The sequence below is a fragment of the Enterobacter sp. BIDMC93 genome, assembly GCF_001037805.1.
GTDB classification, from domain to species: Bacteria; Pseudomonadota; Gammaproteobacteria; order Enterobacterales; family Enterobacteriaceae; genus Enterobacter; species Enterobacter hormaechei_C.
Genome location: NZ_KQ089962.1, coordinates 3,624,517 through 3,650,327, shown reverse-complemented (window position 1 = coordinate 3,650,327; position 25,811 = coordinate 3,624,517). Strand labels below are relative to the sequence as shown.

General features: G+C 56.0%; 24 protein-coding genes. 5 read left to right on the top strand and 19 right to left on the bottom strand.

The annotated features are described in order from the left end of the window. Positions 1-102 precede the first annotated feature (102 nt). Positions 103-513 carry a YbhQ family protein gene (locus SK58_RS17095; protein ID WP_048220258.1) on the top strand — a complete coding sequence of 137 codons (411 nt, stop codon included), beginning with the start codon at positions 103-105 and terminating at the stop codon, positions 511-513. Here the strand turns inward: SK58_RS17095 and SK58_RS17090 are convergent. The 5 genes from SK58_RS17090 to cecR are packed head-to-tail and all read right to left on the bottom strand — an operon-like array spanning position 475 to position 6,163. Further along, on the bottom strand, positions 475-1,581 hold the full coding sequence (locus tag SK58_RS17090; RefSeq protein ID WP_017384932.1) for an ABC transporter permease: 1,107 nt from the start codon (positions 1,579-1,581) through the stop codon (positions 475-477). The two genes, SK58_RS17095 and SK58_RS17090, sit on opposite strands and share 39 nt — an antisense overlap. Positions 1,582-1,638: 57 nt before the next feature. Then, positions 1,639-2,772 carry an ABC transporter permease gene (locus SK58_RS17085; protein ID WP_032671281.1) on the bottom strand — a complete coding sequence of 378 codons (1,134 nt, stop codon included), beginning with the start codon at positions 2,770-2,772 and terminating at the stop codon, positions 1,639-1,641. After that, the gene (locus SK58_RS17080; RefSeq protein ID WP_047637487.1) at positions 2,762-4,501 is read right to left on the bottom strand and encodes an ATP-binding cassette domain-containing protein; all 1,740 of its coding nucleotides are present in this window, start codon (positions 4,499-4,501) and stop codon (positions 2,762-2,764) included. The genes SK58_RS17085 and SK58_RS17080 overlap by 11 nt, the downstream gene beginning before the upstream one ends. Further along, positions 4,494-5,489, bottom strand: a complete 996-nt coding sequence (gene hlyD / locus SK58_RS17075; RefSeq protein ID WP_023296152.1) for a secretion protein HlyD — start codon at positions 5,487-5,489, stop codon at positions 4,494-4,496. The genes SK58_RS17080 and hlyD overlap by 8 nt, the downstream gene beginning before the upstream one ends. Next, positions 5,486-6,163: a transcriptional regulator CecR gene (gene cecR / locus SK58_RS17070; protein ID WP_017384928.1), complete on the bottom strand. Its 678-nt coding sequence runs from the start codon at positions 6,161-6,163 to the stop codon at positions 5,486-5,488. Before cecR ends, hlyD begins: the two co-directional genes overlap by 4 nt. A gap of 204 nt (positions 6,164-6,367) precedes the next feature. Here cecR and rhlE point away from each other — a divergent pair, with 204 nt between their 5' ends. Together rhlE and dinG are read left to right on the top strand one after the other, a co-directional pair. Beyond that, complete coding sequence (rhlE, locus tag SK58_RS17065; protein WP_048220257.1) at positions 6,368-7,750, top strand: ATP-dependent RNA helicase RhlE; 1,383 nt, start codon at positions 6,368-6,370, stop codon at positions 7,748-7,750. Positions 7,751-7,847: 97 nt separating this feature from the next. Beyond that, positions 7,848-10,025: an ATP-dependent DNA helicase DinG gene (dinG, locus tag SK58_RS17060; RefSeq protein WP_032647773.1), complete on the top strand. Its 2,178-nt coding sequence runs from the start codon at positions 7,848-7,850 to the stop codon at positions 10,023-10,025. Here dinG and SK58_RS17055 read toward each other — a convergent pair. From SK58_RS17055 to SK58_RS17035, 5 genes are all read right to left on the bottom strand, one after another. Next, positions 10,012-10,515, bottom strand: coding sequence for a fimbrial protein (locus SK58_RS17055; RefSeq protein WP_015571072.1), 504 nt, complete (start codon positions 10,513-10,515; stop codon positions 10,012-10,014). The genes dinG and SK58_RS17055 overlap by 14 nt on opposite strands. A gap of 5 nt (positions 10,516-10,520) precedes the next feature. Continuing rightward, on the bottom strand, positions 10,521-11,510 hold the full coding sequence (locus SK58_RS17050) for a fimbrial protein (protein WP_017384925.1): 990 nt from the start codon (positions 11,508-11,510) through the stop codon (positions 10,521-10,523). 21 nt (positions 11,511-11,531) lie between these two features. Then, positions 11,532-14,075 (bottom strand): fimbria/pilus outer membrane usher protein, encoded by a 2,544-nt coding sequence (locus tag SK58_RS17045; protein WP_139152977.1) that lies wholly within the window; start codon positions 14,073-14,075, stop codon positions 11,532-11,534. A 26-nt stretch (positions 14,076-14,101) separates the two neighbouring features. Beyond that, positions 14,102-14,776, bottom strand: coding sequence for a fimbrial biogenesis chaperone (locus SK58_RS17040; RefSeq protein WP_015571069.1), 675 nt, complete (start codon positions 14,774-14,776; stop codon positions 14,102-14,104). Between the two features lie 69 nt (positions 14,777-14,845). Beyond that, complete coding sequence (locus SK58_RS17035; RefSeq protein ID WP_015571068.1) at positions 14,846-15,382, bottom strand: fimbrial protein; 537 nt, start codon at positions 15,380-15,382, stop codon at positions 14,846-14,848. A gap of 256 nt (positions 15,383-15,638) precedes the next feature. Between SK58_RS17035 and ybiB the strand changes: the two genes are divergently transcribed. After that, positions 15,639-16,601 carry a DNA-binding protein YbiB gene (gene ybiB, locus SK58_RS17030; protein WP_048220256.1) on the top strand — a complete coding sequence of 321 codons (963 nt, stop codon included), beginning with the start codon at positions 15,639-15,641 and terminating at the stop codon, positions 16,599-16,601. 117 nt (positions 16,602-16,718) lie between these two features. Here the strand turns inward: ybiB and ybiJ are convergent, their stop codons facing one another. The 3 genes from ybiJ to mcbA all read right to left on the bottom strand — a co-directional run bounded on the left by ybiJ (position 16,719) and on the right by mcbA (position 17,918). Further along, a complete protein-coding gene (ybiJ, locus tag SK58_RS17025) occupies positions 16,719-16,979 on the bottom strand; it encodes a DUF1471 family protein YbiJ (RefSeq protein WP_003858474.1) in 261 nt (86 codons plus the stop codon). 285 nt (positions 16,980-17,264) lie between these two features. Continuing rightward, the gene (locus SK58_RS17020; RefSeq protein WP_017693765.1) at positions 17,265-17,531 is read right to left on the bottom strand and encodes a DksA/TraR family C4-type zinc finger protein; all 267 of its coding nucleotides are present in this window, start codon (positions 17,529-17,531) and stop codon (positions 17,265-17,267) included. A gap of 123 nt (positions 17,532-17,654) precedes the next feature. After that, entirely contained in the window at positions 17,655-17,918 is a 264-nt protein-coding gene (gene mcbA / locus SK58_RS17015; RefSeq protein WP_003858470.1) for a DUF1471 family periplasmic protein McbA, read from the bottom strand. 242 nt (positions 17,919-18,160) lie between these two features. On the opposite strand from mcbA, the gene rlmF reads away from it, so the two are divergent. Then, complete coding sequence (gene rlmF, locus SK58_RS17005) at positions 18,161-19,072, top strand: 23S rRNA (adenine(1618)-N(6))-methyltransferase RlmF (protein ID WP_023296156.1); 912 nt, start codon at positions 18,161-18,163, stop codon at positions 19,070-19,072. Positions 19,073-19,117: 45 nt separating this feature from the next. On the opposite strand, the gene ybiO is transcribed toward rlmF, so the two are convergent. The 6 genes from ybiO to rhtA form a co-directional block, all read right to left on the bottom strand. Further along, positions 19,118-21,328: a mechanosensitive channel protein gene (ybiO, locus tag SK58_RS17000; RefSeq protein WP_023296157.1), complete on the bottom strand. Its 2,211-nt coding sequence runs from the start codon at positions 21,326-21,328 to the stop codon at positions 19,118-19,120. 120 nt (positions 21,329-21,448) lie between these two features. Next, complete coding sequence (gene glnQ / locus SK58_RS16995) at positions 21,449-22,171, bottom strand: glutamine ABC transporter ATP-binding protein GlnQ (protein WP_023296158.1); 723 nt, start codon at positions 22,169-22,171, stop codon at positions 21,449-21,451. Then, complete coding sequence (glnP, locus tag SK58_RS16990; RefSeq protein ID WP_003858462.1) at positions 22,168-22,827, bottom strand: glutamine ABC transporter permease GlnP; 660 nt, start codon at positions 22,825-22,827, stop codon at positions 22,168-22,170. The genes glnQ and glnP overlap by 4 nt, the downstream gene beginning before the upstream one ends. A gap of 93 nt (positions 22,828-22,920) precedes the next feature. Then, positions 22,921-23,664 (bottom strand): glutamine ABC transporter substrate-binding protein GlnH, encoded by a 744-nt coding sequence (glnH, locus tag SK58_RS16985; RefSeq protein WP_003858455.1) that lies wholly within the window; start codon positions 23,662-23,664, stop codon positions 22,921-22,923. Positions 23,665-24,025: 361 nt separating this feature from the next. Further along, positions 24,026-24,529, bottom strand: a complete 504-nt coding sequence (gene dps / locus SK58_RS16980; protein ID WP_000100801.1) for a DNA starvation/stationary phase protection protein Dps — start codon at positions 24,527-24,529, stop codon at positions 24,026-24,028. A 298-nt stretch (positions 24,530-24,827) separates the two neighbouring features. Continuing rightward, positions 24,828-25,715: a threonine/homoserine exporter RhtA gene (gene rhtA, locus SK58_RS16975; protein ID WP_017384917.1), complete on the bottom strand. Its 888-nt coding sequence runs from the start codon at positions 25,713-25,715 to the stop codon at positions 24,828-24,830. Positions 25,716-25,811: the final 96 nt, after the last annotated feature.

Here is a 25,811-nt window from a genome sequence, read left to right as displayed (position 1 = left end):
AATAAAGTGTAGTAGGCGTCACAAAAAGATGCGGCGTTACGGAATTTTCCGTAAAGTGCGGTAGTCTGAATTAGCAGAGAAAAATCCTTCAGGAGAGAAGCCATGAAGTGGCAACAACGCATTCGTGTCGCAACCGGTTTGAGTTGCTGGCAGATAATGTTGCATTTACTGGTCGTGGCCGTACTGGTGATGGGCTGGATGAGCGGCACGCTGGTGCGTGTCGGCTTAGGGTTATGCGTGGTTTACGGCGTGACCGTGCTGTCGATGCTGTTTTTACAGCGTCACCACGACGCGCGCTGGCGTGAAGTGGGTGATGTGCTCGAAGAGCTCACCACCACCTGGTATTTTGGTGCGGCAATGATCGTCCTGTGGCTGTTGTCACGCGTGCTGCAAAACAACCTGCTGCTGGCCCTGGCGGGTCTGGCTATCCTCGCAGGGCCTGCGGTGGTGTCATTGCTCACCAAAGAGAAAAAACTACGCGATGTTTCGTCTAAACATCGCATAGGCCACTGAGCCCGTTGTGGCCGCGATGACCAGTAGCGGCCACAAACTTCCCCATACAATATCCAGACTCGCATCCTTCAGATAGATTTGCTTGGTGATATCCGTGAAGTGACGAATCGGGTTTATCCACGTCAAATCCTGTAACCACACCGGCATGTTCTCCACTGGAGAAACGTACCCTGAAAGCAAGATCGCCGGCATCATAAAGACAAACACCCCGATAAACGCCTGCTGCTGCGTTGAGCAGAGCGCGGAAATCAGCAGCCCAAACCCCACCAGCGACAGGCCGTAAATCACCATCGTGAAGTAAAACAGCGCCAGCGATCCGGCAAACGGGATCTGGTACGCCCATATTCCCACCCCCAGCACGATGGTGGCCTGGAACGTCGCGACAATCAGTGCCGGCACCGCCTTGCCGACAAATATCTGCCAGGTGGCGAGCGGTGAGACCAGCAGCTGATCCAGCGTACCTTGCTCACGTTCGCGCGCCACGGACAGCGAGGTGACAATCATCACGCCAATGGTGGTGATCATGGCGATCAGCGACGGCACCACAAACCATTTGTAGTCCAGGTTCGGGTTGTACCAGTTGCGCACCACCAGCTCGCTGTTGTTGGGTTTGGGTTTGCCCGCCATCAGCTCCTGCTGGTAATCCTTCACCACCTGTTGCAAATAGTTCGCCGCAATCTGGGCGCTGTTGGAGTTACGTCCGTCGAGGATCAGCTGCATCGGCGCGGTCTGGAATGTGTCCAGGTTGCGGGAGAAGTCCGCCGGGAAGCGTACCAGCAATAATGCTTTTTGCGTGTCGATGGTGGGCTGGATCGCCTGCGGGCTTTCCAGAAGCAGGACATGGGTAAAGGCTTTGGCGCGGGCGAAACGCTGCGTCAACTCGACGGAATGCTTGCCGTTGTCTTCGTTGTAAATGGCGATGGTGGCGTTGGTGACCTCCAGCGTGGCGGCAAACGGAAACAGTACAACCTGAAGCAGCACCGGCAGCACCAGAATGGCGCGGGTCTGCGGCTCGCGCAGCAAGGATTGCAGCTCTTTGCGGATCAATGTCCATAAACGGTGAAACATCGCGTCGTCCTCCTGTCGGGTGGCGCTTGCGCTTACCCGACCTACAAAATCCGATGGCTAATCTAATCTTCTTTTCGTTTTCATCCACGTCAGCCCGATAAACATCACCGCCGACGCCAGCAAAAACAGGGTGTTGATAATCAGCACCACCGGAATATTTCCCGCCAGGAACAGGCTTTGCAGGGTGCTCACAAAGTAGCGCGCCGGAATGATGTACGTCACGGCGCGGATCACCGCCGGCATACTGTCTATCTGGAAGATAAAGCCGGAGAGCATAATCGACGGCAGGAAGGCGGCATTAAGCGCCACCTGCGCGGCGTTAAACTGGTTGCGGGTGATGGTGGAAATTAACAGTCCCATCCCCAGCGTGCTGAGCAAAAACAGGCTGGTAATAAAGAACAGCAGCACCAGCGAGCCGCGGTACGGCACGCCAAGAATAAATACCGAGACCAGCATACACAGCAGCATCGCCAGCATGCCGAGGAAGTAGTAGGGGATCAGCTTGCAGAGCAGCAGCTCGACGCGCGTCACTTCGGTCGAGAGCAGCGCCTCCATGGTGCCGCGCTCCCATTCGCGGGCGATCACCAGCGAGGTGAGGATCGCGCCAATCACCGTCATGATGATGGTGACCGCCCCCGGAATAATAAAATGCTGGCTGATGGCGGCGGGGTTAAACCAGTAGCGCGTCTGCACGTCAATCAGCGGTTCAAACTCCTCCCCCCGGTCTTCGGCGCGCTGCATCTGCCAGAGCTGCCAGATACCCTCCGCATAGCCCTGCACGAAGTTGGCGGTGTTCGGCTCGCTGCCGTCGGTGATCACCTGAATTGGCGCATCGGCGCCCGGGCGTGCCATATTGGCGGCAAAATCGACCGGAATGACGATCAGACCGCGAATTTTTCCGGCCTGCATTTTCTGGATCAGTTCCTGCCGGTTGTCGCTGATGGTGGCATCGATGTAGGGCGAGCCGGTCATGGCGTGGGTGAAGTCCAGCGCCTCTTCGCTCTGCTGCTCCAGCAAAATCCCGACCCGCAGCTTGCTGGAGTCGAGGTTAATCCCGTAGCCGAAAATAAACAGCAGCAGCAGGGGGATCACCACCGCAATCAGCCAGCTGCTGGGGTCACGCACGATCTGGCGCGTCTCTTTAATGCATAGCGCGCGCACCCTGCGCCACGAAATCGCATTACTGTGCATGGGCATTCTCCTTATCCCAGTCGTGGATGAGGGTGATAAACGCCTGCTCCATGGTCGGGTCTGGCTGTGCGTCGTCGGCGGCCTGGTTTTTCAGGTCGTCCGGCGTGCCGTGGGCAATCAGCTTGCCGCGATACACCAGCCCGATGCGGTCGCAGTACTCCGCCTCGTCCATGAAGTGGGTGGTCACCATCACGGTCACCCCTTTTTCCACCATGCTGTTGATGTGCAGCCAGAACTCGCGGCGGGTAATGGGATCAACACCAGAAGTGGGTTCATCAAGAAATAGAATATCCGGCTCGTGCATCAGCGAGCAGGCCAGCGCCAGCCGCTGCTTAAAGCCGAGCGGCAGCTCGTCGGTGGCGTGGGACGCAATGTTGGTTAACGCGAAGGCGTCGCTCATGCGGCGGATTTTTTCGTTCTGCGCCCGCCCGCGCAGGCCGTACACGCCGGAGAAAAAGCGCAGATTCTGCTCGACCGTCAGGTTGCCATACAGCGAAAACTTCTGCGCCATATACCCGAGATGCTGGCGCGCCTTGCCGGAGCTGACTTTCAGATCCATATCCAGCACCAGTGCCTTGCCGGACGTCGGCACCAGCAGGCCGCACATCATCTTAAAGGTGGTCGATTTCCCCGCGCCGTTCGGCCCGAGCAGGCCAAATATCTCGCCGCGCTTCACGGCAAAATTGACGTTATCGGTGGCGGCGAAATCGCCGAATTTTTTGGTGAGCGATTTCGCTTCAATGACCGTTTCGCCCGGCGTGCCTTCCACCGTGTGCAGGATGGCGCCAAGCGGTGATTCTGAGGTTCCCGCCCCGCCCAGCAGATCGATAAACGCATCTTCAAAGCGCGGCGCGGTCTCTGTCATGTCGATCTCAGGCATACCCTGCGCACGGCGGATATCGTCGGCGGTAGTCTCTTTTTTGAGGATCACGCGCACCGAACGGCCCTGAATCATCCCGTCGCTCACCTGCGGCAGCTTCAGTACCCGTTGCAGCAGCTTGCGGTTGGACTCCTGCGCGCTGTGCAGCAGAAAACTGCGCCCGGCCATGGTTTGCGTCAGCTCGGTGGGTTCGCCCTGATAGAGCAGTTCGCCTTCATTCATCAGCAGCACGTCGCGGCACTGCTCTGCTTCATCAAGGTAAGAGGTACTCCAGAGGATCAGCATGCCGTCACCCGCCAGCTCGTGCACCATCTGCCACAGCTCGCGGCGGGAAATCGGGTCCACGCCCACGCCGGGTTCATCCAGCAAGAGCACCTTCGGTTCGCCCACCAGCGTGCAGGCCAGCCCCAGCTTCTGCTTCATCCCGCCGGAAAGTTTGCCCGCCAGCCGGTCGGTGAACGGGCCGAGGGAGGTAAACGCCAGCAGACGCTGGAAGGTTTTCTGCCGGGTTTCGCCGGTAACGCTGCGCAGATCGGCATACAGGTTGAGGTTTTCCATTACCGTCAGATCTTCGTACAGACCAAACTTCTGCGGCATATAGCCGAGCATGCCGTGAAGCGCCGCGTCGTCTTTGATCGGATCGAGGCCAAGCACGCTGGCACTGCCTTCATCCGGCTTCAGCAATCCCGCCAGCATCCGCATCAGCGTGGTTTTACCCGCGCCGTCCGGCCCCACCAGCCCGGTCACATAGCCTTTCTGAATCGTACAATTCAGCGGTGCGACCGCCGGTTTGGCCATTCCCGGGAAGCGTTTGACCAGATTGTTGAGCTGGATAACCGCATCATTCATGTCGTTCCCCGTCGTTTAAGGTCACGGTAACAGGCATGCCCTGACGCAGCGCGTCGTCCGCATCGGTGACGATGATGCGCAAGCGATACACCAGGTCGGTACGCAGGTCCGGGGTTTCAACGGTTTTTGGCGTGAACTCGGCGGTAGGGGAGACGAAGCCCACTTTGCCGTGATACGGCTTGTCCGGGCGACCGTCGGTATAGAGCAGCAGTTCGCGGCCCGGCTGCATCTGGCCAAGATTTGGCTCATCAATGTAAGCGCGCACCCACACCGGACGGGTTAAGGAGAGCGTTAACACGGTGCTGCCCGCGCTGAGCATGCTGCCCGGCTCCACGGCGCGGGTCATCAGCGTGCCGTCAGACGGGGCGACTAACGTGGTGTCGTGCAGATCCAGCTCCGCCTGGGCTAACTGCGCCTGCGCCTGCTCAAGGCTGGCCTTCGCCTGGGCAATGTCCTGCGCACGGTTACCGGTGCGGTACTGGCTTAGCTTATCCTGGGCAGATTTCAGCGTCGCCTGTGCCTGGTCGCGGGATGAGCGCGCGTTTTCCAGGTCGTTGGCGGAAATAGTACGGCTTTTCCATAAGCCTTGCTGACGGTTATAGAAATTCTGCGCATAGTCATAGGCGGCTTTTGCCTGCTTAACGGCAGCGGCCGCCTGGGAGATCTCTTCGTCACGGTAGCCCGCCAGCATCAGGTCGTATTGCGCCTGTGCGACGGAGACGCCTGCTTTTGCCTGCATCAGCGCGTTCTCAAACGGGGCTTTGTCCAGCATTCCCAGCGTCTGCCCGGCTTTGATGGCATCGCCTTCGTCAACGTTCAGCGAGGCCAGCCGTCCGCCGACGCGGAAGCTCATGTTCACGGTGCGGATATCCACGTTGCCGTACAGCGTCAGGCCACGATCCTGCTGGCTCTGATACCACAGCCAGCCACCGATTCCCGCAGCAAGTAACACAACAACCACCAGAATGATTGCGACAGGTTTTTTCATGACTTCTGGCTCCTTTGCGTTAAGCCTTGCAGGATCAGATCAACGTGACAGGTAATGACCTGGCTAATTTGCGCGGCTTTATCCTCATCGAATTGTGTCCAGCCCGTACGTAACAGGATGGTCTCACGCCCCAGACGGAAGGCGAGCACTTCGCCCAGCAGGGCGTGGGTATGCAAAATGGTGTCGGTATCGCTGGCGTCCCGTCCGGTATAGGCGGCGATCAGCCGGGTCAGATGGCTGTGCATCGGGGCGATCACCTGATCGTGCACCAGCTGGTACGCGGTAGTGGGGGAGAGCTGCTCGCGGGAGATAAATTTGCTCAGGTTCAGCGTATCGTCGTGCGTCAGCAGGCGGATCATGTTGTGACAGGCGTTAAGGATCAGCTGGCGGATGGCAGCCCGGTCAGGCTCTGGCTGGCTGAACAGCGCGGTGGCTTCTTCCACGTGCGGGCGAAAGCTGGTGCCGATAAAATCCGCGATCCACTGGGCGCAGGCGAGGTATAAATCCTCTTTTGAGCCAAAATAGTAGGTGATGGCCGCAATATTCTGCCCGGCCTGAGCGGCGATATCCCGCGTGGTGGCATGCAGACCATACTCGCCAAACTGCGCCAGCGCGGCGGCGATAAGCTGACTTTTCGCCTGTTCGCCTTTGGTTGTCGTTGGGGTTGTATTCATAGCAGCATTAAAAACTAATCAATCGATTGATTAAGATTATGCCTGATTTGCGCAAACGTCGAGTCATCGCCGGGGATATTTTATGCGCCACGTCACAAAAGCTGCTACACTCCGCTCCTTCGCGACATTGTGGTTTTTGTCCTTCTATTCGTTATATCTCCCTGAAAACTACACCTGTGATGGTCGGGGCGGTTCGGAGTTTTTATGTCTTTTGATTCCCTTGGTCTGAACCCGGAAATTCTGCGCGCCATCGCAGAGCAGGGCTACGTTGAGCCAACCCCTATCCAGCAGCAGGCCATTCCGGCCGTTTTGCAGGGCCGTGACCTGATGGCAAGCGCGCAGACCGGTACCGGTAAGACCGCGGGCTTTACCCTGCCGCTGCTGGAGCTGTTGGTAAAAAACCAGCCGCACGCCAAAGGCCGTCGTCCGGTGCGTGCGCTGATCCTCACCCCAACCCGCGAACTGGCGGCCCAGATTGGCGAGAACGTGCGTGAATACAGCCGCTACCTCAACATTCGTTCGCTGGTGGTTTTCGGCGGGGTAAGCATTAACCCACAGATGATGAAGCTGCGCGGCGGCGTGGACGTGCTGGTGGCAACGCCGGGGCGTCTGCTGGATCTGGAACACCAGAACGCGGTGAAGCTCGATAACATCGAAATTCTGGTGCTGGACGAAGCCGACCGTATGCTGGATATGGGCTTCATCCACGACATTCGCCGCGTGCTGGCGAAGCTGCCGACGCGTCGTCAGAACCTGCTCTTCTCCGCGACTTTCTCCGACGAGATCAAGGCACTGGCGGAAAAGCTGCTGCATAACCCGCTGGAAGTGGAAGTCGCGCGCCGCAATACCGCCTCCGAGCAGGTGACGCAGCACGTGCACTTTGTGGATAAGAAGCGCAAGCGGGAACTGCTCTCCCAGATGATCGGCCAGGGCAACTGGCAGCAGGTACTGGTCTTTACCCGCACCAAGCACGGCGCTAACCACCTGGCGGAACAGCTCAATAAAGACGGTATTCGCAGCGCGGCGATCCACGGCAACAAGAGTCAGGGTGCGCGTACCCGCGCGCTGGCTGATTTTAAATCCGGCGACATACGTGTGCTGGTGGCAACCGACATCGCCGCCCGTGGCCTGGACATTGAAGAGCTGCCGCACGTGGTGAACTACGAGCTGCCAAACGTGCCGGAAGACTACGTGCACCGTATCGGCCGTACCGGCCGTGCGGCGGCAACCGGGGAAGCGCTCTCTCTGGTCTGCGTGGATGAACACAAGCTGCTGCGCGACATCGAACGCCTGCTGAAGAAAGAGATCCCGCGCATTGAAACCCCGGGTTATGAAGTGGACCCGTCGATCAAAGCTGAGCCAATTCAGAACGGTCGTCAGGGCGGCGGTCGCGGTCAGGGCGGCGGCGGTTGCGGTCAGCAGCCGCGTCGTGCCGAAGGTGGCGCGCCGAAATCTTCGGGCAAACCGCCGCGTCGTAATAACGACAGCAAACCAGCCGGTGAAAACCCGTGGCGTAGCGGCGAAGGGAAACCGGCAGGCGAGGGGCAGCGCCGACGCCGCCCGCGTAAACCTGCTAACCCGCAGTAATCTGGAAGCCCGGTCGTAAAGCCGGGCTTTTCTTTTTGCGGCAGCGAAGAGAAAGTGCCACAATAGTGGCTGTTTATACAGTGTTTCAGGTTTTCCAATGGCTTTAACCGCTGCGCTCAAGGCGCAAATTGGCGCATGGTATAAGGCGCTACAACAGCAGATCCCCGATTTTATCCCCCGAGCCCCGCAGCGGCAGATGATTGCCGACGTGGCGAAAACGCTCGCCGGGGACGACGGGCGACATCTGGCGATTGAAGCCCCGACCGGCGTCGGGAAAACCCTGTCGTATCTCATTCCCGGCATTGCCATCGCGCGGGAAGACGACAAAACGCTGGTGGTCAGTACCGCTAACGTGGCCTTGCAGGATCAGATCTTCAGCAAAGATTTGCCGCTGCTGCGCAAAATTATCCCCGATTTACGGTTCACCGCCGCCTTTGGTCGCGGGCGCTACGTCTGCCCGCGCAATCTGGCGGCGCTGGCCAGCAGTGAACCCTCCCAGCAGGATCTGCTCGCGTTTCTTGATGACGAGCTGACGCCAAACAACAAGGCGGAGCAGGAGCAGTGCGCAAAGCTAAAGGCCGATCTCGACGGCTACAGGTGGGACGGCCTGCGGGATCACACCAGCCAGGCGATCGGCGACGACCTGTGGCGCAGGCTCAGCACCGATAAAGCGAGCTGCCTGAACCGCAACTGTCACTACTATCGCGAGTGCCCGTTCTTTGTCGCCCGGCGTGAGATTCAGGAAGCGGAGGTGGTTGTCGCCAACCATGCGCTGGTGATGGCTGCCCTGGAGAGTGAAGCGGTCCTGCCGGAGCCCAAAAACCTGCTGCTGGTGCTGGATGAAGGTCATCATCTGCCCGACGTGGCGAGGGATGCGCTGGAGATGAGTGCGGAAATTACCGCCCCGTGGTTTCGCCTGCAACTCGATCTGTTCTGCAAGCTGGTGGCAACCTGCATGGAGCAGTTCCGCCCGAAAACCACGCCGCCGCTGGCGGTCCCGGAGCGGTTGAGCGAGCACTGTGAAGAGGTGTACGGCCTCATCGCCTCGCTGAATAACATTCTCAACCTGTATCTCCCCGCCACCCAGGAAGCGGAACACCGCTTTGCGATGGGGGAGTTGCCGCAGGAAGTGATGGAGATTTGCCAGCAGCTGGCGAAGCACCTTGAAAAGCTGCGCGGGCTGGCGGAGATGTTCTTAAACGATCTCAGCGAGAAAACCGGTACCCATGACGTGGTGCGCTTGCACCGCATTCTGCTGCAAATGAACCGCGCGCTGGGCATGTTTGAGGCGCAGAGCAAACTCTGGCGGCTGGCCTCGATGGCGCAGGCGTCCGGGGCGCCAGTGACAAAGTGGGCCACCCGCGAAGTGCGAGACGGGCAGGTACATCTGTTCTTCCACTGCGTGGGCATCCGCGTGGCCGATCAGCTGGAAAAGCTGATCTGGCGCAGCGTGCCGCACGTGGTAGTGACGTCGGCGACCCTGCGTTCACTGAACAGCTTCTCAAGGTTGCAGGAAATGAGCGGCCTGAAAGAGAAAGCGGGGGACCGTTTTGTGGCCCTGGACTCGCCGTTCAACCACTGTGAGCAGGGCAAGCTGGTGATCCCGCGCATGAACTATGAGCCGCTTATCGATAACGAAGAGCAGCATATTGCGGAAATGGCGGCCTACTTCCGCGAGCAGGTTGAGAGTAAAAAATACCCCGGTATGCTGGTGCTGTTTGCCAGCGGCCGCGCGATGCAACGCTTTCTGGAGCACGTCACCGATCTGCGCTTACTCCTGCTGGTGCAGGGCGATCAGCCGCGCTATCGGCTGGTGGAAACCCACCGTAAACGCATTGATAACGGCGAGCGTAGCGTGCTGGTGGGGCTACAGTCCTTTGCGGAAGGGCTGGATTTAAAAGGCGACTACCTGACGCAGGTGCATATCCATAAAATCGCTTTTCCGCCCATCGACAGCCCGGTGGTGATCACCGAAGGCGAATGGCTGAAAAGCCTTAACCGTTATCCGTTTGAAGTGCAAAGCCTGCCTGCGGCGTCGTTTAACCTGATCCAGCAGGTCGGGCGCTTGATCCGTAGCCACGGCTGCTGGGGCGAGGTGGTGATTTATGACAAACGCCTGCTTACCAAAAACTATGGCCAGCGGCTGCTGAATGCGCTGCCGATCTTCCCGATTGAGCAGCCGGACGTGCCGGAGGTAAAAAAACGCCCGGCAAAACCCTCTGCCGGGCGTACAAAAAGCATCCGTGCAAAGAGGCGCGGTCCTACTGGTAAGTGAATGTCACCTGAATCACGCTGCTGAACGTCCCGGCAGTGACGGGCATTGAGGTGGCGTAGTAGCGTGCGGACAGAGGAAAGGTTGCCGTGTGGTCGCTCGGATTGATGGCGGCGTTAAAGGCGGCCTGCGGGGCAATCAGTATTTTGTCCTGTCGGTCTGCCAGCTCCAGCGCCAGTCCCTTTGCGCTACCGATATTGGCAAATTTGGTCGGATGCACGCTGTCTGCCTGGCCATAGAAAAAGGCCGTGGCAAGCGCCAGCGTGGCTGGGCAGTGCGATACTGACAGGGAAAAGTCTTTCCACTCGCCGGTATCCCCCACGTCTCTAAAACTGCCCGACACCGCCTGGCCTAAGTCCACCGTCAGGTTGCGGCTGGCGCTGTCAATGACGCAGGTATTGGCGTAAATATTTCCCGTCATCTGGATCTGAATGTCGTCTGCGTGAGCCTGGGCCAGTAAGCCCACCGCCAGAAACGCGATTGTCTTTTTCATGTTTGTCACTTATAGGCGAGAGTGATGGTTGCTACGGTGTTGGCGGGGCCGGGCGTCACCACATCGCTGGTCTGCTCGTAGCGAACCTGAAAGGGGATATCCAGCGTTTCATTGGCAACGGCCTGGCTTTGGGTGTTGACGTAGGAGTCAAAGGTCGCGATATGGTCATCAAACAGCATTCTTACCCCGACGCCCCTTGCCATGCCCGTCTGCTTCGTCAGTTTGATCACTCCCTCAAATGCCGTTTCGTACCCGTTAGCACTGGTGATTTTTAGCTCAGGCTGAACGGTTGTGTCACAGTTAACGGTGATATTAAACGTCTGAGCGGGGCTGGATAAAAACCCCACGCTCATAAAATCACTGACGGGAAAATCGCCCAAATTAACGGTGAGATTTTTTGGCGAAACAGAGCAGGTGACCTGATGCAAAATGACGTTACCTGCATACGCAATATGATTAGGGCTGCCGATCCCTTCATGGCCAAAAACGCCAATGCCGAATTCGGTCTGAGACTGCACCAGCGTGCCGGATGTCACGGCGTCGCTTGTTTTCACCAGTTCAAGCGTGACGTCAAAGTTAAACGACTGTGTGCCATCGGTAGAAACATAGGCAACAGGCGTTCCGCGTGAATCGCACTGTACTCCGCCGGCTCCGCTGATTCGCTGACCCTGATCGTTCATTAGTGCGACCCCAATCCCCGGTACGCCGGAATCATAAACGCCCCTGAGCCCAGGAATTTCCGCGCCGGTGCCGTAGTAGCAGGAAACAATTTCCAGACCGCTGTCGATACTCTGATCGCAGTGCCCGGCAACATGAACGCTTTGCTCTGTACCCGGGATAGTTGCGCCAACGGCCAGCGTCGTGGGGACAGAGATGGAGGCCACGTTAATCATTTTGGGCAGATCCGGCGTGGTGCAGGTCGCCTTCGCATGCGGCATAAATAACGCGGCGGTTCCCAGAACCAGTAAGAAAAAGCACTGTTTAATCATTTGCATAATCGTTAGCCTGAACGGTAATCAATGACACTGCGCGGCAGCGTTAATGATGCTGGTTTTCTCTTTCTCATCCGTTAGCGCATAGTCAGCGACGCAGTGCTCGCTCGCCTCCTTTCCCCAGGAAACGTTGAGATGCCCTTGCTGTGGCAGACCCGAGAGGTAAGTCTGGCCGTCATTTCCGACAATAAATTCGCTGTCCTTATCCCCGGTGGTGACCGTTGCGCCGAAGGGCAGCGGTTTACCATTTTGTGTAAGCGTCATCAGGACGCGATTACCCACGCGGGTAGTAAAGCTGGCGCGCACCACGGCCCCTCGGGTCGGCGTCACAATTTGCGCCGCGTGGGTGACGTCGGCATCCTCCGGCAGCGTTTCGGTATCCAGTGCGATGGTGTTATGGCGATACGCGGTCACGAACGGCACGACGGTATAGCCGCGGAAGTCAGTCTCCACGCCTGTCTGGTTGGTGATATGGGTGCCGTGCGTACCTGGCGCTTTCACCAGCGCGATGGTTTCACCGAGCGGCTGGCTCAGGGTTATCCCGTTAGCGTGGGCCACCACGCCGCCCTGCAAACCGACGTTCAGGGTCTGCTGATACTTATCCTGACTGACGCCTGCGCTCACTTCGCCGTAGGTCGCTTTGTAATCGGTGTTGATGCTGGTGGAGTTACCGCTGCCGGTGCTGCTGAGCCCTTCCTGGATATTCCAGTTCAGGTTGTCTTCTTTCAGGGCCGTACCGTTAAGACCGATGTTCTGCGTGGTGCCATCTTTGGTGTTGTTCAGGTTGTACGTGGCCCAGGTATTATGCATCCAGCGATCCAGCGGAACCGAAACGCTCAGCGAGAACTGGTTGTCGTTTGTTACCTCATTACCGTCTTCATCGCTGTCGTGGGTGTTTTTGTTCATGCTGTAGCTGAGGCTGTAGCTCACGCCGTGCCAGCTGTTGTTGTAGCTGACGCTCAGGGAGGTCATGTTCTGGCTCTGGCTCCAGTAAGTTTCCTTCACCATGCTCAGCGTCACCGACCCCCAACCTTCTGGCAGCGTCTGGTCAATGGTGGCTTCTGTACGGGCGCGGCGCTGCTGGGGAGCAGACCAGTCGTCGGCGCGGGTATACGACTCCATAGTGTCGTCCAGGGTGTAAAACCCCTTGCTGTTATAGCGATAGCCCGCAAGCGAAAAGTTGGTGCCTGAACCGGCGAAATCTTTGCTGTAGCGTACGCGCCACGACTGGCCCTTGCTGGACTGCTGTTTTTTCAGCAGGGCTCTGGCGCGGGTCACGTCAATGGAGAACGCCCCGAGATCGCCCATGTTTTTCCCGGCGCCGAGCGCCTGGGACTGATAGTGGCTGCTCTGCTGCACGCCGCCGTAGGCCGTGAAGCAGTGAGGTAAACCGTAGATGGCGCTTCCCTGGGCAAACGGGGTCTTTTCAACGTCTTTGTCATAAGAGCGATAACGCCCGGCGGTTACGCTGTAGCGCAGGTTTTTTTCACGCTGCAATACCGGCACGGAGGCAAACGGCACCACGAAATGACTTTCGCTGCCGTCAGTTTCTTTCACCGTGACCTGGAGGTCGCCGCTGCTGCCGGTGGGGTAGAGGTCGTTAATTTCGAATGCGCCCGGCGCGACCGTGTTCTGATAAATCACGTACCCGTTCTGGCGGACCATCACCAGCGCGTTACTGTGGGCGGTGCCGCGAATAATAGGGGCATAGCCTTTTTCGCTGTCCGGCAGCATGTCGTTGTCGGATTTCAGCTCCACGCCGGTGTAGGGGACGCTGTCAAAAACGTCGGAAGGTGAGGTGCTTTGGCCCACCGTCACGTCACTTTTCATTGCCACCATATCGCGTTGCGCATAGGTATAAACGGAGGTGAATTTCTGTTCCTCCTCGTGGCCCGTGGTGCTGCGATTCCAGGTGGAGTAGTTACGAACGCGCCATGCCCCGAGGTTGAAGCCGGGACGCAGGTTAACGTACTGGCTGCTGCTATCCTCTTCACCCTGCTGGCGCGCATGGCTCTGGCTGGCGTTGACGCTGTAATTAAGCAGGCCCGCGTTGATCCCTTCGTCAAACTCTTTCGGGTCGATGTAACCGCGTGGCACCTGTCCGAGCGCCTTTTGCGGAATGCTCAGCAGCAGCTGCTGATTGCGCACGCGAAAGGTCGCGGATGCCGAAGGGATGGCGTGTAGATCGGCGCATTGACCTTCTGCCCTCAGCTGCGGATATTTTTGCGTTTTGATCCCGAGGCTCTTTAATTCGTCCAGTGTAAAACAGGGCTGAAGCGTGCTGGTGCCCTGCGGATCTTTAACTACGTTAAAGGTCACGTCACGGGTATCAATTTTATTGTTATTGATAAATACCGCGACCTGATATTTACCTGGCGCCTGACCGGGACCTTTTTCATAGACAGACAGATCGGTCTTTTCCTGCTGCGGGTTATCAATGTCCAGCAGGGCAGGGTTAAAATAATCATCAGCCAAAACCTGCTGCGCAAAGATCGCCATTGCCAGGCAACAAAAAGTCATCAGCAATGACGAAAATCGGCAGGTGAACGGCTTTTTATGGCTGTACATGATGATTTTATTACCGGGCAATATTACTAATGAACGGGTTTAGACCATGTCTGGCTGATGCTGCCGTAATCCGTAATAATGGAATACACGACGGTCGAGCCTCCGACATTGCCAGGTAAAGCAAAATGCGTTTCAGTTTTCGGCACAGCCCAGGTGGCTTTCGTGATTTTCTGACCATTCAGGGTGACGGCCTGAAAATTCATATAGAAAGGCGTGGGATTATTTACCACTAAATCATTCCCTTCGCGATGCCATTCAAGTTTATCGGCCATATCTTCTGGTTTGCCTTTTACCGCTGACGGGCGATACAGCAATTTAATTCGGGTGTTAATGGCAATTTGCAGCGTATTTACGCCTTCAACATGCTTTGAGGACGGGATCGCTTTAATATTCAGCCAGTACAGAGATTCCCTGTCTTCCGGTAAATTTCCTCCCGTACGCACCACGCGTAGTACGTTATCTTCTTTCGCATCCAGTCGGAAAAGCGGCGGGGTGATCAGGAACGGTGCTTTGGCCAGGTTTTTACCACCGGAATCGACCCAGGACTGCACCAGATAATCTGTGGTATCTGGGTTTGAAAGACCAAGAGATGATTCGTTTTTATCTCCCTGATAGACCAGACGGGTGCCATTGATCACGACACCCGCCTGTGCCGAGGCTGCTACCAGTAAAAGAGTGCTCAGTAAATAACCGTGGCGCATAAAGATTTCTCAATAAAAAGATGAGATATTAATGCCCGCAAGAGCATTAATATCTCAGGATTGATAAGATCAGTTATAAATAACGGTGAAGGTCGATACAGAGTTAGCAGGGCCCGCAGTAACTGCCGCCTGAGTTTGAATATAACGCGCACCGAACTCCAGGTCGTTAACCTCCGTTCCGGAGGCTAAAGGATATTGCTTCGAAGGGGTATACAGAGTGACAGGCTGCCCGGAAGCGTCCATTAGCTGAATAGCTACACCAGTAGCCGCATCGGTATCGGGCGTTAATGCCAGCGTGGCATTATTATCCGCATCCGGGGTACCACCGAAGTTAATCGCAGCCGAGGTTACGGTTTCCGGACAATTGGTTAACTTAATATCAAACTTCGTGAGTGTGCTGGTAGAGCCTGCGCCGGTAAATACCGTTTTAGATACTTTTCCTAACTGAACATCTAATGGATTACTTAATCCATTCACGACCTGGCAAGCAGAATCGATAATTTCTCCGGTGAAATTAATCTGCCCTTCACCGTTGGTTTCCGCAAATGCGGATGCAGAACACCCCACCGTTGTGGCGATAAACAACCCTAATGCAACCTTGTTCATAGTAAATCCCAATGTGTTTCTGGCAAAAACGTTGTCTGGACGTTTTTACCGTTGACCCTTAATAACTTTCCGATGTTTATTTAATCAAAAAAAGGGCAGGTACGAATCTTTAGTTCCAATCACAAATAATGCAAATAGTGCTTGAGTTTATTTTTTTTACCTGAAAACAGCAGGTTGATAATGATCACAAAACACTATCGGGTGCGTGTTCATCGGGCTATATTGTTAACAAGATGATGCTGTCAGGAGAAATGTCGTGGATTACCGCAAAATTATCAAAGAGGTAGGGCGTGGGAAAAACCATGCTCGCGATCTGGACCAGGAAACGGCCCGTACGTTGTACACGCATATGCTGAATGGCGACGTGCCGGATCTGGAAATGGGCGGCATTCTGATTGCGCTGCGCATCAAAGGGGAAGGTGAGGCGGAGATGCGCAGTTTTTATGAGGCCATGCAGTCGCAGACGATGCGTTTAACCCCGCCCGTCACGAAGCCGATGCCGATTGTGATCCCGACCTACAATGGCGCGCGTAAGCAGGCAAACCTCACGCCGCTGCTGGCTATTCTGTTGCAGAAACTCGGTTTCCCGGTGGTGGTGCATGGCGTGAGCGAAGATCCGACGCGCGTGCTGACAGAAACCATTCTGGAATTATTAGGCATCGAACCCACTCTCCATGCTGGCCAGGCGCAGGCAAAGCTGGAGGGGAACCAGCCGGTCTATATTCCCGTGCGCGCGCTCTGCCCGCCGCTGGAAAAGCAGCTGGACATGCGCTGGCGCATGGGGGTGCGTAACAGCGCCCACACCCTGGCGAAGCTGGCGACGCCGTTTGCCGAAGACGCCGCGCTGCGTCTTTCCAGCGTCTCCCATCCGGAGTACGTGACGCGGGTCGGTCAATTCTTTGCCGAAATCGGCGGGCGAGCGCTGCTGATGCACGGGACTGAAGGGGAGGTTTACGCCAACCCGCAGCGTTGTCCACAGCTGATGCTGATTGAGCCTGCCGGGACGTGGGTCGTGCTCGAACGTGGGGAAGAGAACAGCGATGTGATCCTGCCTGAGTCGAAAGATCCGCAAGTCACCGCGCACTGGATCGTACAGTGTCTGGCCGGAAAGGTGCCGGTTCCGCAGTCTATCAAGCTGCAAATGGCCTGCTGTCTGCTGGCGGCAGGGGAAGTGGCGTCCGTGGACGCCGGGTTGCAGCGCGTGGCGCAGTCGTTTTAAGCAAAAAAAAAGCCCGTCCAGTGGCGGACGGGCAAACAAGGGTAACAACAACAGGGTCAATGAGGGTTGGAGCATCTCACCAGAGGGTAGGGTGAGGGTGGAGCATAATTCGTTCGATTACTTGTAGATAACCGCGGTACCGCTCAGTTTGTTATTACCGTTAGTGGAGGTGATGGTGTATCCACTTGCGCCGGCAGCGGCAGCTTTTTCCGCCAGTTTGGCTTCCAGACCGTCCAGCGTGGTCGCGCCTTCAGCACTCACCACCCCGATTTTGTTCAGATCCTGTGCCTGAGTAGAGGAGACTGGCTCTACGGCGAAAGCGCCGAAAGACAGAGCGGACAGGGCAACAGCGGCAACAGCATATTTGATTGTTTTCATAGGTCAATTCTCGCAGGTTATTCTGTTAAGGGGACGATGTTCCGTCGATGTGATAAGTATCACGGTTTTTAGTGGAAGATAAAATCGAAGAGAATTGACGTGGTTACTCAAAAAAATTGAATGACAAATAACTTATTGATTATTAATAAATTCAGAAGCGCAATTGACATTTCTTGGGGATGCGCTTTACAGAAGCCATCGGAAGGGCACGTTTTGCTACGCGTTTCGCTAAAAGTCGTGAGCGTAAAGTAAACGGCTGGCGCGGTTAACTTCGGTAAAGGAAAGTCAACGTAACTGGCTGTCTTTCGATCCTCTACGATTATATCCTGAATGTGCCGCATTTTTTGAATCTTTCTCCTGCTGACAGGCAATGCATAGCCGTACGCCAGGAATGGCTTTACGCCGTGCTTCAGGAATCGGATCCCCGCACTCTTCGCATTCCGTCAAACTTTCGCCGCGCGGAATTTCACCGCGAGCACGCGCAACCGCATCTTCAATGGTACTGTTGATCTGTTCGTTAACGGCGTCGTCATTCGCCCAGCCGGAAGCCATCATGTTCTCCTGATCTGTTTAAGCCATTTATCTTAATATGGGGTTAAAAAACGCACAGTCAAGGCGAAGGAAGGAAATGAGAACTGCATCTGCCTGGCAGATGCAGTGTGGGAAAAGAGGGCGTTATTTATAGATGGTCGCGGTGCCGTACATATGGTTATCGCCACCGGCGGCGTTCACCACGAAGCCTTTAGCCCCTTCCTGACGCGCTTTTTCGGCCAGCTTGTCCTGAAGGTCATCAAGGTTGCTTGCCCGGCTGACAGAGACCGTCCCGGCCGCACGTAGCTGGCTGGTGTCGTTGCTGTCGGTCAGAGGTTGAACGGACCAGGCTGAGAACGATGCGCCTGCCAGCGCACCCGCAATAATAAAGGTCAGATACTTTTTCATAATCACATCCTCAGGGGAAACAACAGGTGATTCCTCTTAAGTTTAGAAGCCTGACGCGCGTGATTTAGCGCAAAAATTTGATGATGATCTGCTTATTTTTTGAACGATAAATTCTGACAATTTGCTGACAGATCATAGACATACAGGTTGCTGATTTTCGTCGGTTTTTTGTGCAGCGCAGACAGATATTTACCCCCGCGCCGTCACAGGGTATCTTACGCGGCTGTCTAAAGGAGAATGCCATGACTTCCCAAAAGCCGGGATTGCACCCGCGTAACCGCCACCGTAGCCGCTACGACATGAAAGCCCTGTGCCTGAGCTGCCCGGAATTGCAGGATTTTATTGTTCAGACACCAGCCGGTGAACCGTCGGTAAACTTTGCCGATCCGCTGGCGGTTAAGACGCTGAACAAAGCGCTGCTGGCCCATTTTTATGGCGTTACGCACTGGGACATCCCGGATGGCTTTCTCTGCCCACCGGTGCCAGGCCGTGCGGATTATGTCCATCATCTTGCCGATCTGCTGGCAGATGATAATGGCGGCGTGGTGCCGAAACAGGCCACCGTGCTTGATATCGGTACGGGCGCGAACCTGATCTACCCCCTGATAGGCGCACATGAGTACCAGTGGCGGTTTACCGGCAGCGAGATCGGCGCCGAGGCCTTTGCCAGCGCACAGGCCATTATCAACGCTAACCCAGGGTTAAGCCGGGCCGTTCGTTTGCGTCGTCAAAAGGATCCCGCTGCTATTTTCAACGGCATTATTCACAAGAACGAACAATATGATGCCACCCTGTGCAACCCGCCATTCCACGACTCCGCCGCCTCCGCACGTGCGGGCAGTGAACGCAAGCGGCGTAACCTGGGCCAGGCTGAAGATGGCGCGCTGAACTTTGGCGGCCAGCAGCAGGAGTTGTGGTGCGAGGGCGGGGAAGTGGCATTTATTTTGCGCATGATTGCCGAGAGTAAGGGCTTCGGTCGTCAGGTGAAATGGTTTACCACGCTGGTTTCCCGTGGCGATAACCTGCCGCCGCTTTACCGCGCCCTGACCGACGTCGGCGCGGTGAGAGTGGTCAAAAAAGAGATGGCGCAGGGCCAGAAGCAGAGCCGCTTTATCGCCTGGACCTTTATGGACGATAACAAACGCCGCAAATAGCCCCCCATCGCAGGCCGGGTAAGGCGAAGCCGCCACCCGGCTCGGTTACAGCGTCGGCTCCTGCGGAGGCAGCGGCGAAGCGGGCGGCGACAATACCTGATACGTCTGCACCGGCGCTCTCACGTTCGCCAGATCGAAGTGTTTTTTCACCATGCTGTCGAGGGCGAAGCGCACCGTCCACTGCTTAAGGGGCTGGGTGGTGAACGACACGCGCAGGGTAAAGGCAGTGTTCGTCAGCCCGACGATACCCGCGAACGACGGTTCACCAATCACCAGCCCGCGAATATCCTCCATCTCCATCAGTTCGCTCACCGCATCCCGCAGCGCCTGCTTCGCCTTATCTGCATCCTCATGACGATCGACATCATAATTCGCCACCACCGAACCAATGCCGCGCACAAAGTTGGCAAAGGTGGTGATCGATGACCACGGAATAATGTGGTACGCGCCGGTATCCTGACGTACGCCGACGGAGCGAATGGACATGCGTTCCACCGTGCCGGTGAGCGGTCCTATGGTCACCAGATCCCCGGTGTTCATCCCGTTCTCAAACTGGATAAAAATGCCGGTGATAATATCCTTCACCAGCGTCTGCGAACCAAAGGAGATCGCCAGCCCAAGCGCACCGGCACCCGCCAGCAGCGGGGCGATATTCACGCCGATTTCCGACAGTACAATCATGATGGTGATGGTGCTGATGATCACCGCCAGCGCGTTGCGGCACAGGGTCAGCAGCGTGCGGGCGCGGGCGCTCGGCAGCGGCCTGCCGTGGACATCCGACACCAGACGGTTTTCGATAAGGCTTGCCAGCAGCGTCCAGCCGACGGCGGAGAAGAACAGGATCAGCGCGATACGAATAAGAATATCAACGGTCTTTTCCCCCGCGCCGTTATGCAGCCAGTTCCAGAAATCAAACAGCCCCCACGCGTTCAGCAGTAGCATAATTGCCACGCAGACCGTCAGAATACGCGCCACCTTCAGGGATACCGTCATCCAGCCATTTACCCGCTTTTGCAGTTCCGGGTAGTTACGCTGAACCTGCGGCGACAGGGTGATCGTTTTCGACAGCCAGCGGGAGAGCAGGCCAGAGACAAAGGCCGCAATGCCGATAATCGCCAGGCTTTTGAACGTCGCCCCCATCATAAATTTCAGGCTATTGCCCGGATCGAACAGGGAGAAGAAACAGAGCACAATAAAATAGGCGCTGGCCAGCCAGTGCCACACCAGCGCAAAGGCGCGAATAAAGAGGCTGAAAAAGGAGAGGGAGCGATCGGCCAGGTGCAGCAGGCTGTCGGTGATCGCTTTTTTATTGTGGAAGATGAGGTACAGCGCCCAGACGGTAATGCACAGCATGATCAGCACGTTCGCCAGCGCCCCGAACTGCACGTTAACCTGGTTGGAAATAATCGGCACGGCAACCAGCAGGCCATAACCAATCAACCCGCTCAGCACGCTGAGCCGCACCGCCCAGTATTTGGCGCTCTGATCCGAAATGGCGAAGGGGCGAAGGTCCGGCACGCGCGGGCAGAAGATCAGCCGCAGGAGGGCTTTAAAGAACTCAATCAGGGCAAATGCATTGAGGAACAGTCCCTGCTGAAACGCGATGGTTTTGTTTCCGGTATTAAGTCGGTCGGCCAGCATCTGGCCGACAAACAGCGTCAGGGCCAGCAGCAGCAAATCGATGACAAACGCCCCGGTAATCATTGCCGGAAGATGCAGCCAGCTGCTTTTATGCTGATTCTTTTTGCGTCCCCACTGGCCCATTTTCCGGTAAAGCGGCCAGACAGACAGGCGCAACAGCCAGTAAAAAATGAAGACGGCGCCAGCCAGAATAGCAAACTGGGTGGCGGCTGCGGAAAAGGTGTGAGGATTAAAAGGCTTATGTGAGGTGCCAACCAGGTTGCGATAGAGCTGGGCAAAACGCGACGACAGGGCTTCCCCGTAGCGGCGACTGATGTCGGTGACGTTTTCCAGCACCGTTTTTTCTTCTTCGGCTTCCGGCGGCGCAATAGCAGGAACCGGATCCTGAGGCGGCGTGGCAGCCACCTTCCTCAGCTGATCGATCAGCTCCTGTCGGGACGTGTCGTTCTCAAGCACGTCGGCCAGCGCGCCGTAGGCGGCTTTTTTCTTTTCTGCGTCTGGCTCTGGCGGCGCATTTTGCTGGGTGGCGGTGGCTCCGGTGGTGACGCCGGGAAGGGTTACAGCAAGTGATGGCGCGCTTAACAGGCTAAACAGTAGCAACAGGATCCACGGCACGGCGTCCTCCGACAAAAATATCGTGCAAAATGATAAGTATAGAGCGCGGGGGGCGGAGGGGATTTTTTGGGAACAATCCGGCGTAAAAAAGCCGGGCATGCCCGGCTCTGGGTGTGTCTATCAGGAGACGTGTTGCAGGAACTCCTGGAGGCGCTGGCTTGGTGGGTTCGCAATCAGCGCCTGCGGATTCCCGTCTTCCGCGATACGGCCCTTATCAATGAAGATCAGACGGGACGCCACCTTTTCGGCAAAGCCGATTTCGTGGGTAACGATCACCATCGTCATGCCTTCTTCCGCCAGATCCTGCATAACTTTCAGCACTTCGTGACGCAGCTCCGGGTCGAGTGCCGACGTTGGCTCATCGAACAGCATCATCTTTGGCTTCACCGCCAGCGCACGGGCAATGGCCACGCGCTGCTGCTGGCCGCCGGACAGCTCGGAAGGATAGTGGTGGGCACGCTCCGCCAGACCAACCTTCGCCAGCAGATCTCTTGCCAGCGCTTCCGCTGCCGCTTTGCTGGCCCCGCGCACGCGCAGAGGACCGAACATCACGTTTTCCAGCGCCGTGAGGTGCGGGAACAGGTAGAACTGCTGGAACACCATGCCCGCTTCCTGGCGGATCAGGCGCTCGTCCACTTTCGGATCGTTAACCTTCAGACCATCGACGATCAAATCGCCGCTGGTGATCTCCTCAAGCTTGTTAATGCAGCGCAGCAGGGTGGATTTACCGGAACCGGACGGCCCGATGATCACCACCACTTCGCCCTGCCTGATGTTCAAATCGATATTGTGCAGCACCTGGGTTGGGCCAAAGTGCTTGGAAACGTTTTTAAATTCAATCACAGGATTTTCATCCTTCTTTCAAGACGACGCAGAACAAAGCTCAGGACAAGCGTGATAATCAGATAGACAACGGCGACCGCACTCCAGATTTCCAGAGCGCGGAAGTTACCCGCGATGATCTCCTGGCCCTGACGGGTCAGTTCGGCCACGCCGATAACAATAAACAGCGAGGTGTCTTTAATGCTGATGATCCACTGGTTACCCAGCGGCGGCAGCATGCGGCGCAGCGCCAGCGGCAGGATCACGTGACGAATGGTTTCGCGACGGGAAAGACCTAACGCCAGGCCGGCTTCGCTGAAGCCTTTATGAATCGACAGCACCGCACCGCGGGTAATTTCCGCAATGTAGGCGCCGGAGTTGATCATGATGGTGACAACGGCGGCGCTGAACGGGTCGATGCGCAGGTCGGTGAAGGCCATCGGTAGGGCGAAGTAGATGAACATGACCTGCACCACAATGGGAGTGCCGCGGATCACTTCGATGAAAACCAGTGCGATGTGGTTTGCAATCCAGCCGCCGTAGGTGCGGGCGAAACCGGCCACCAGACCGATAATCAACCCGCCAACCAGACCGAGGACCGAAATCCACAGGGTCATTTTAGCGCCTTCAAGCAAGAGAGGAATGGCAGGCCAGATGGCGCTCCAGTCAAACTGCATGATGTATTCCTGTATACCGTGGTGAAAAACAAAAAACGTAGGCCCGGTAAGCGGAAGCGCCACCGGGCGTTACAAACCTGAAGTCAGGTGAAATTATTTAGGCTCGGTACCGAACCATTTTTTGTAGATTTCGTTATAGGTGCCGTTCTCTTTCAGGGTTTTCAGCGCGCCGTTAACTTTGTTACGCAGGTCGTCGCTGCCTTTCGGGAACGCAATACCGTACTGCTGAGCTTCCAGGGAATCACCTACCGCTTTGAACTTGCCATTACCGGCGGTTTTGATGAAGTAAAGGATGTTAGGCGTGTCGTGCAGCACCGCGTCAGCGCGGTTGGTGCCCAGTTCCATGTAAGCGTTGTCGATGTTCGGGAACTGACGCAGGTCTTTGGTTTTGATGTTGGCTTTCGCGTAATCAACGGAGCCGGTTCCGCTCTTCACGGCGACCACTTTACCGTCGAGATCTTTCACGCTTTTCACGTCGTTGTTATCCGCTTTCACCATCACCAGCAGGCCGCTTTTGTAGTAGCCGTCAGAGAAGTCGATGGCTTTTTTACGTTCTTCGGTAATGGTGATGCCTGCCAGCGCCAGGTCAACGTTTTTGGTTTGCAGTGCCGGGATAATGCCGCTGAAATCCATTGGCTTCAGGGTGTAATCCAGTTTGAGTTCTTTTGCGACAGCGGCCCACAGATCCACGTCAAAACCAACGTATTTATCACCCTGTTTGAATTCAAACGGTACGAACGCCGTGTCAGTCGCCACAACCAGTTTGTCGGCAGCCTGCGAGGACACCGCAAACGCCAGGGTAAGTGCAGCCAGTGAAACTTTTAATACAGACTTCATAGCATTTCCTTTTATATCCACGGGGCGATCCCCTGCGAGAACCTCAGGCACAATGAAAAAATCGTGCCAATTTTACAAGCTGTTGTTTTGCAAAGGGGATGATGTCACGCATTGCACAAAAAGCGTGGCAATTCTGCCAGGTTGCACCAGAATGGAGCACCGTTTTGGTGCGCTTCGTTAAGGTCTTCTGACAGGGGGATATTTAGCGCAGAATCTGACGAAAAAACAATCTTTCGTTAACGGTTGTGTGAGGTGATTATTACATTTTATTCACTTTTGCGGCCGTTGCGGGCAAAAGTGCGCACCATAAATGTGCAAAACCCCCGCCAGGGGCGAGGGTTATTCGGACAATCCGCAGGGATTATTCGATGTTGGACTCAATGAACCACAGGAACTGATCCAGGTCGCGTGATGCGGCAGTGAAGATATCAGCGGTATCTTCATCTTTGGCTTCGCCAATCGCTTTACGAACATCATTCGCCACAATCGCATAACGATCCGCCAGCTCTTTCAGGTGATCCTGAACGGTATGGATATCCAGCGGATAGCTTTTCAATGGCGTTTTGCTGTTGATCACCTGTGTGGTACCCAGTGCCACGCCACCCAGCTGTACGGCACGTTCGGCCATGGTATCCAGGTGAGTCACCAGTGCTGTGCGGAAGCCATCCAGCATTTCATGAACGGCAATAAAGTTTGCACCGCGCATATTCCAGTGGGCCTGTTTGGTGATCAGCGAAAGATCGATGAACTGGACCACCTGGCGATTCAGCAACTCGATGGTCGCTTTTTTATCGCTATCCGATACATCGTTACGGGTATAAAGCAGATTAGACGCTTTCGTTTTCACCAGTTTAGCGGTACTCATAATCTCATATCCTCTTGATGTTTGTGTCCCAGGTAATTACGGGACTAAGTATAGCACCGGATTTTTTCTCTGCGGTTTGGCTCTGCCTATCGGTTTAATAGCGAAAGGAAGGTTGTATTATCAACTATTTGAAAAATAAGTAGTTTATTTAAATTGATACAGATCAATCTTAATCCACTCTCCAGGAAGGCGAGCAGGTGAAATATTTTGGCAATATGAGAGAGTTTGTAAGAAATTATTTGAGCTACTGACGTGGCGTATATTCTGCATGGCGGGTTAGCCATGCAGAATTTAAGGCTTAGTTGAGGTCTATTTTTTCCACTTTAGGTTCCGGACGCATGGTCAGGGTGGAGCCCATTGACGCCGCGATAATGGAACAGAGCGCCAGCGTTTGTACCAGGGTCAGGGTTTCACCGAGGAAAATCATTCCTGAGATGGCGGCCAGCGCGGGCTCCATGCTCATGAGCGTACCAAAAATGCGTGTGGGCAGGCGCGTCAGGGCGATCATCTCCAGAGAGTAGGGCAGCGCCGTGGAGAGAATGGCAACCGCCAGCCCAACCGGCAGGATTGACCATTGCCATATTGAGTCTGTCGCTTGTGCCATTCCAATCGGGACAAAGATAACGGCGGCAATCAGCGAGCCTAAGGCGACCGTCGCGGGGCCGTGCTCTTCCCCCGCACGCTGGCCAGTGAGAATATACACCGCCCAGCATGCCCCCGCGCCCAGCGCCAGAGCTGCCCCTGTCAGATCGATTTGTGAAACGCTTTGCCCGAGCGGCAGCAGGAACCATAGCCCCAGCACGGCCAGTACGACCCAGATAAAGTCTACCGGACGACGAGAAGAGAAGAGGGCAACCGCCAGCGGGCCGGTAAATTCAAGCGCGACCGCGATCCCCAGCGGGATCGTCTGAATAGAGAGATAGAACATGTAGTTCATCCCTCCCAGCGCCAGCCCATAAAAAAGCAGTGGCAGTCGCTGCTCCTTTTTAAACCGTAGCCGCCAGGGTTTAAAAACAACCACGAGGATCAGGGTGCCTAATGCGATACGCAGCGCCGTGACGCCGGGCGCACCAACCAGCGGAAACAGCGATTTTGCCAGCGACGCGCCGCTTTGTATGGACATCATCGCGATAAGTATGACTGCCACCGGCATCCAGACCGACGATTTACGAGGTAAACCTGGCATCCTTTCTCCTGTCAATTTATGTCAAATGAGGTAAAAGTCGCAGTGTAATGGAAATAAGCTGCAACGGTTGAGCTACTGTTGAAAAAAATCCAGGGA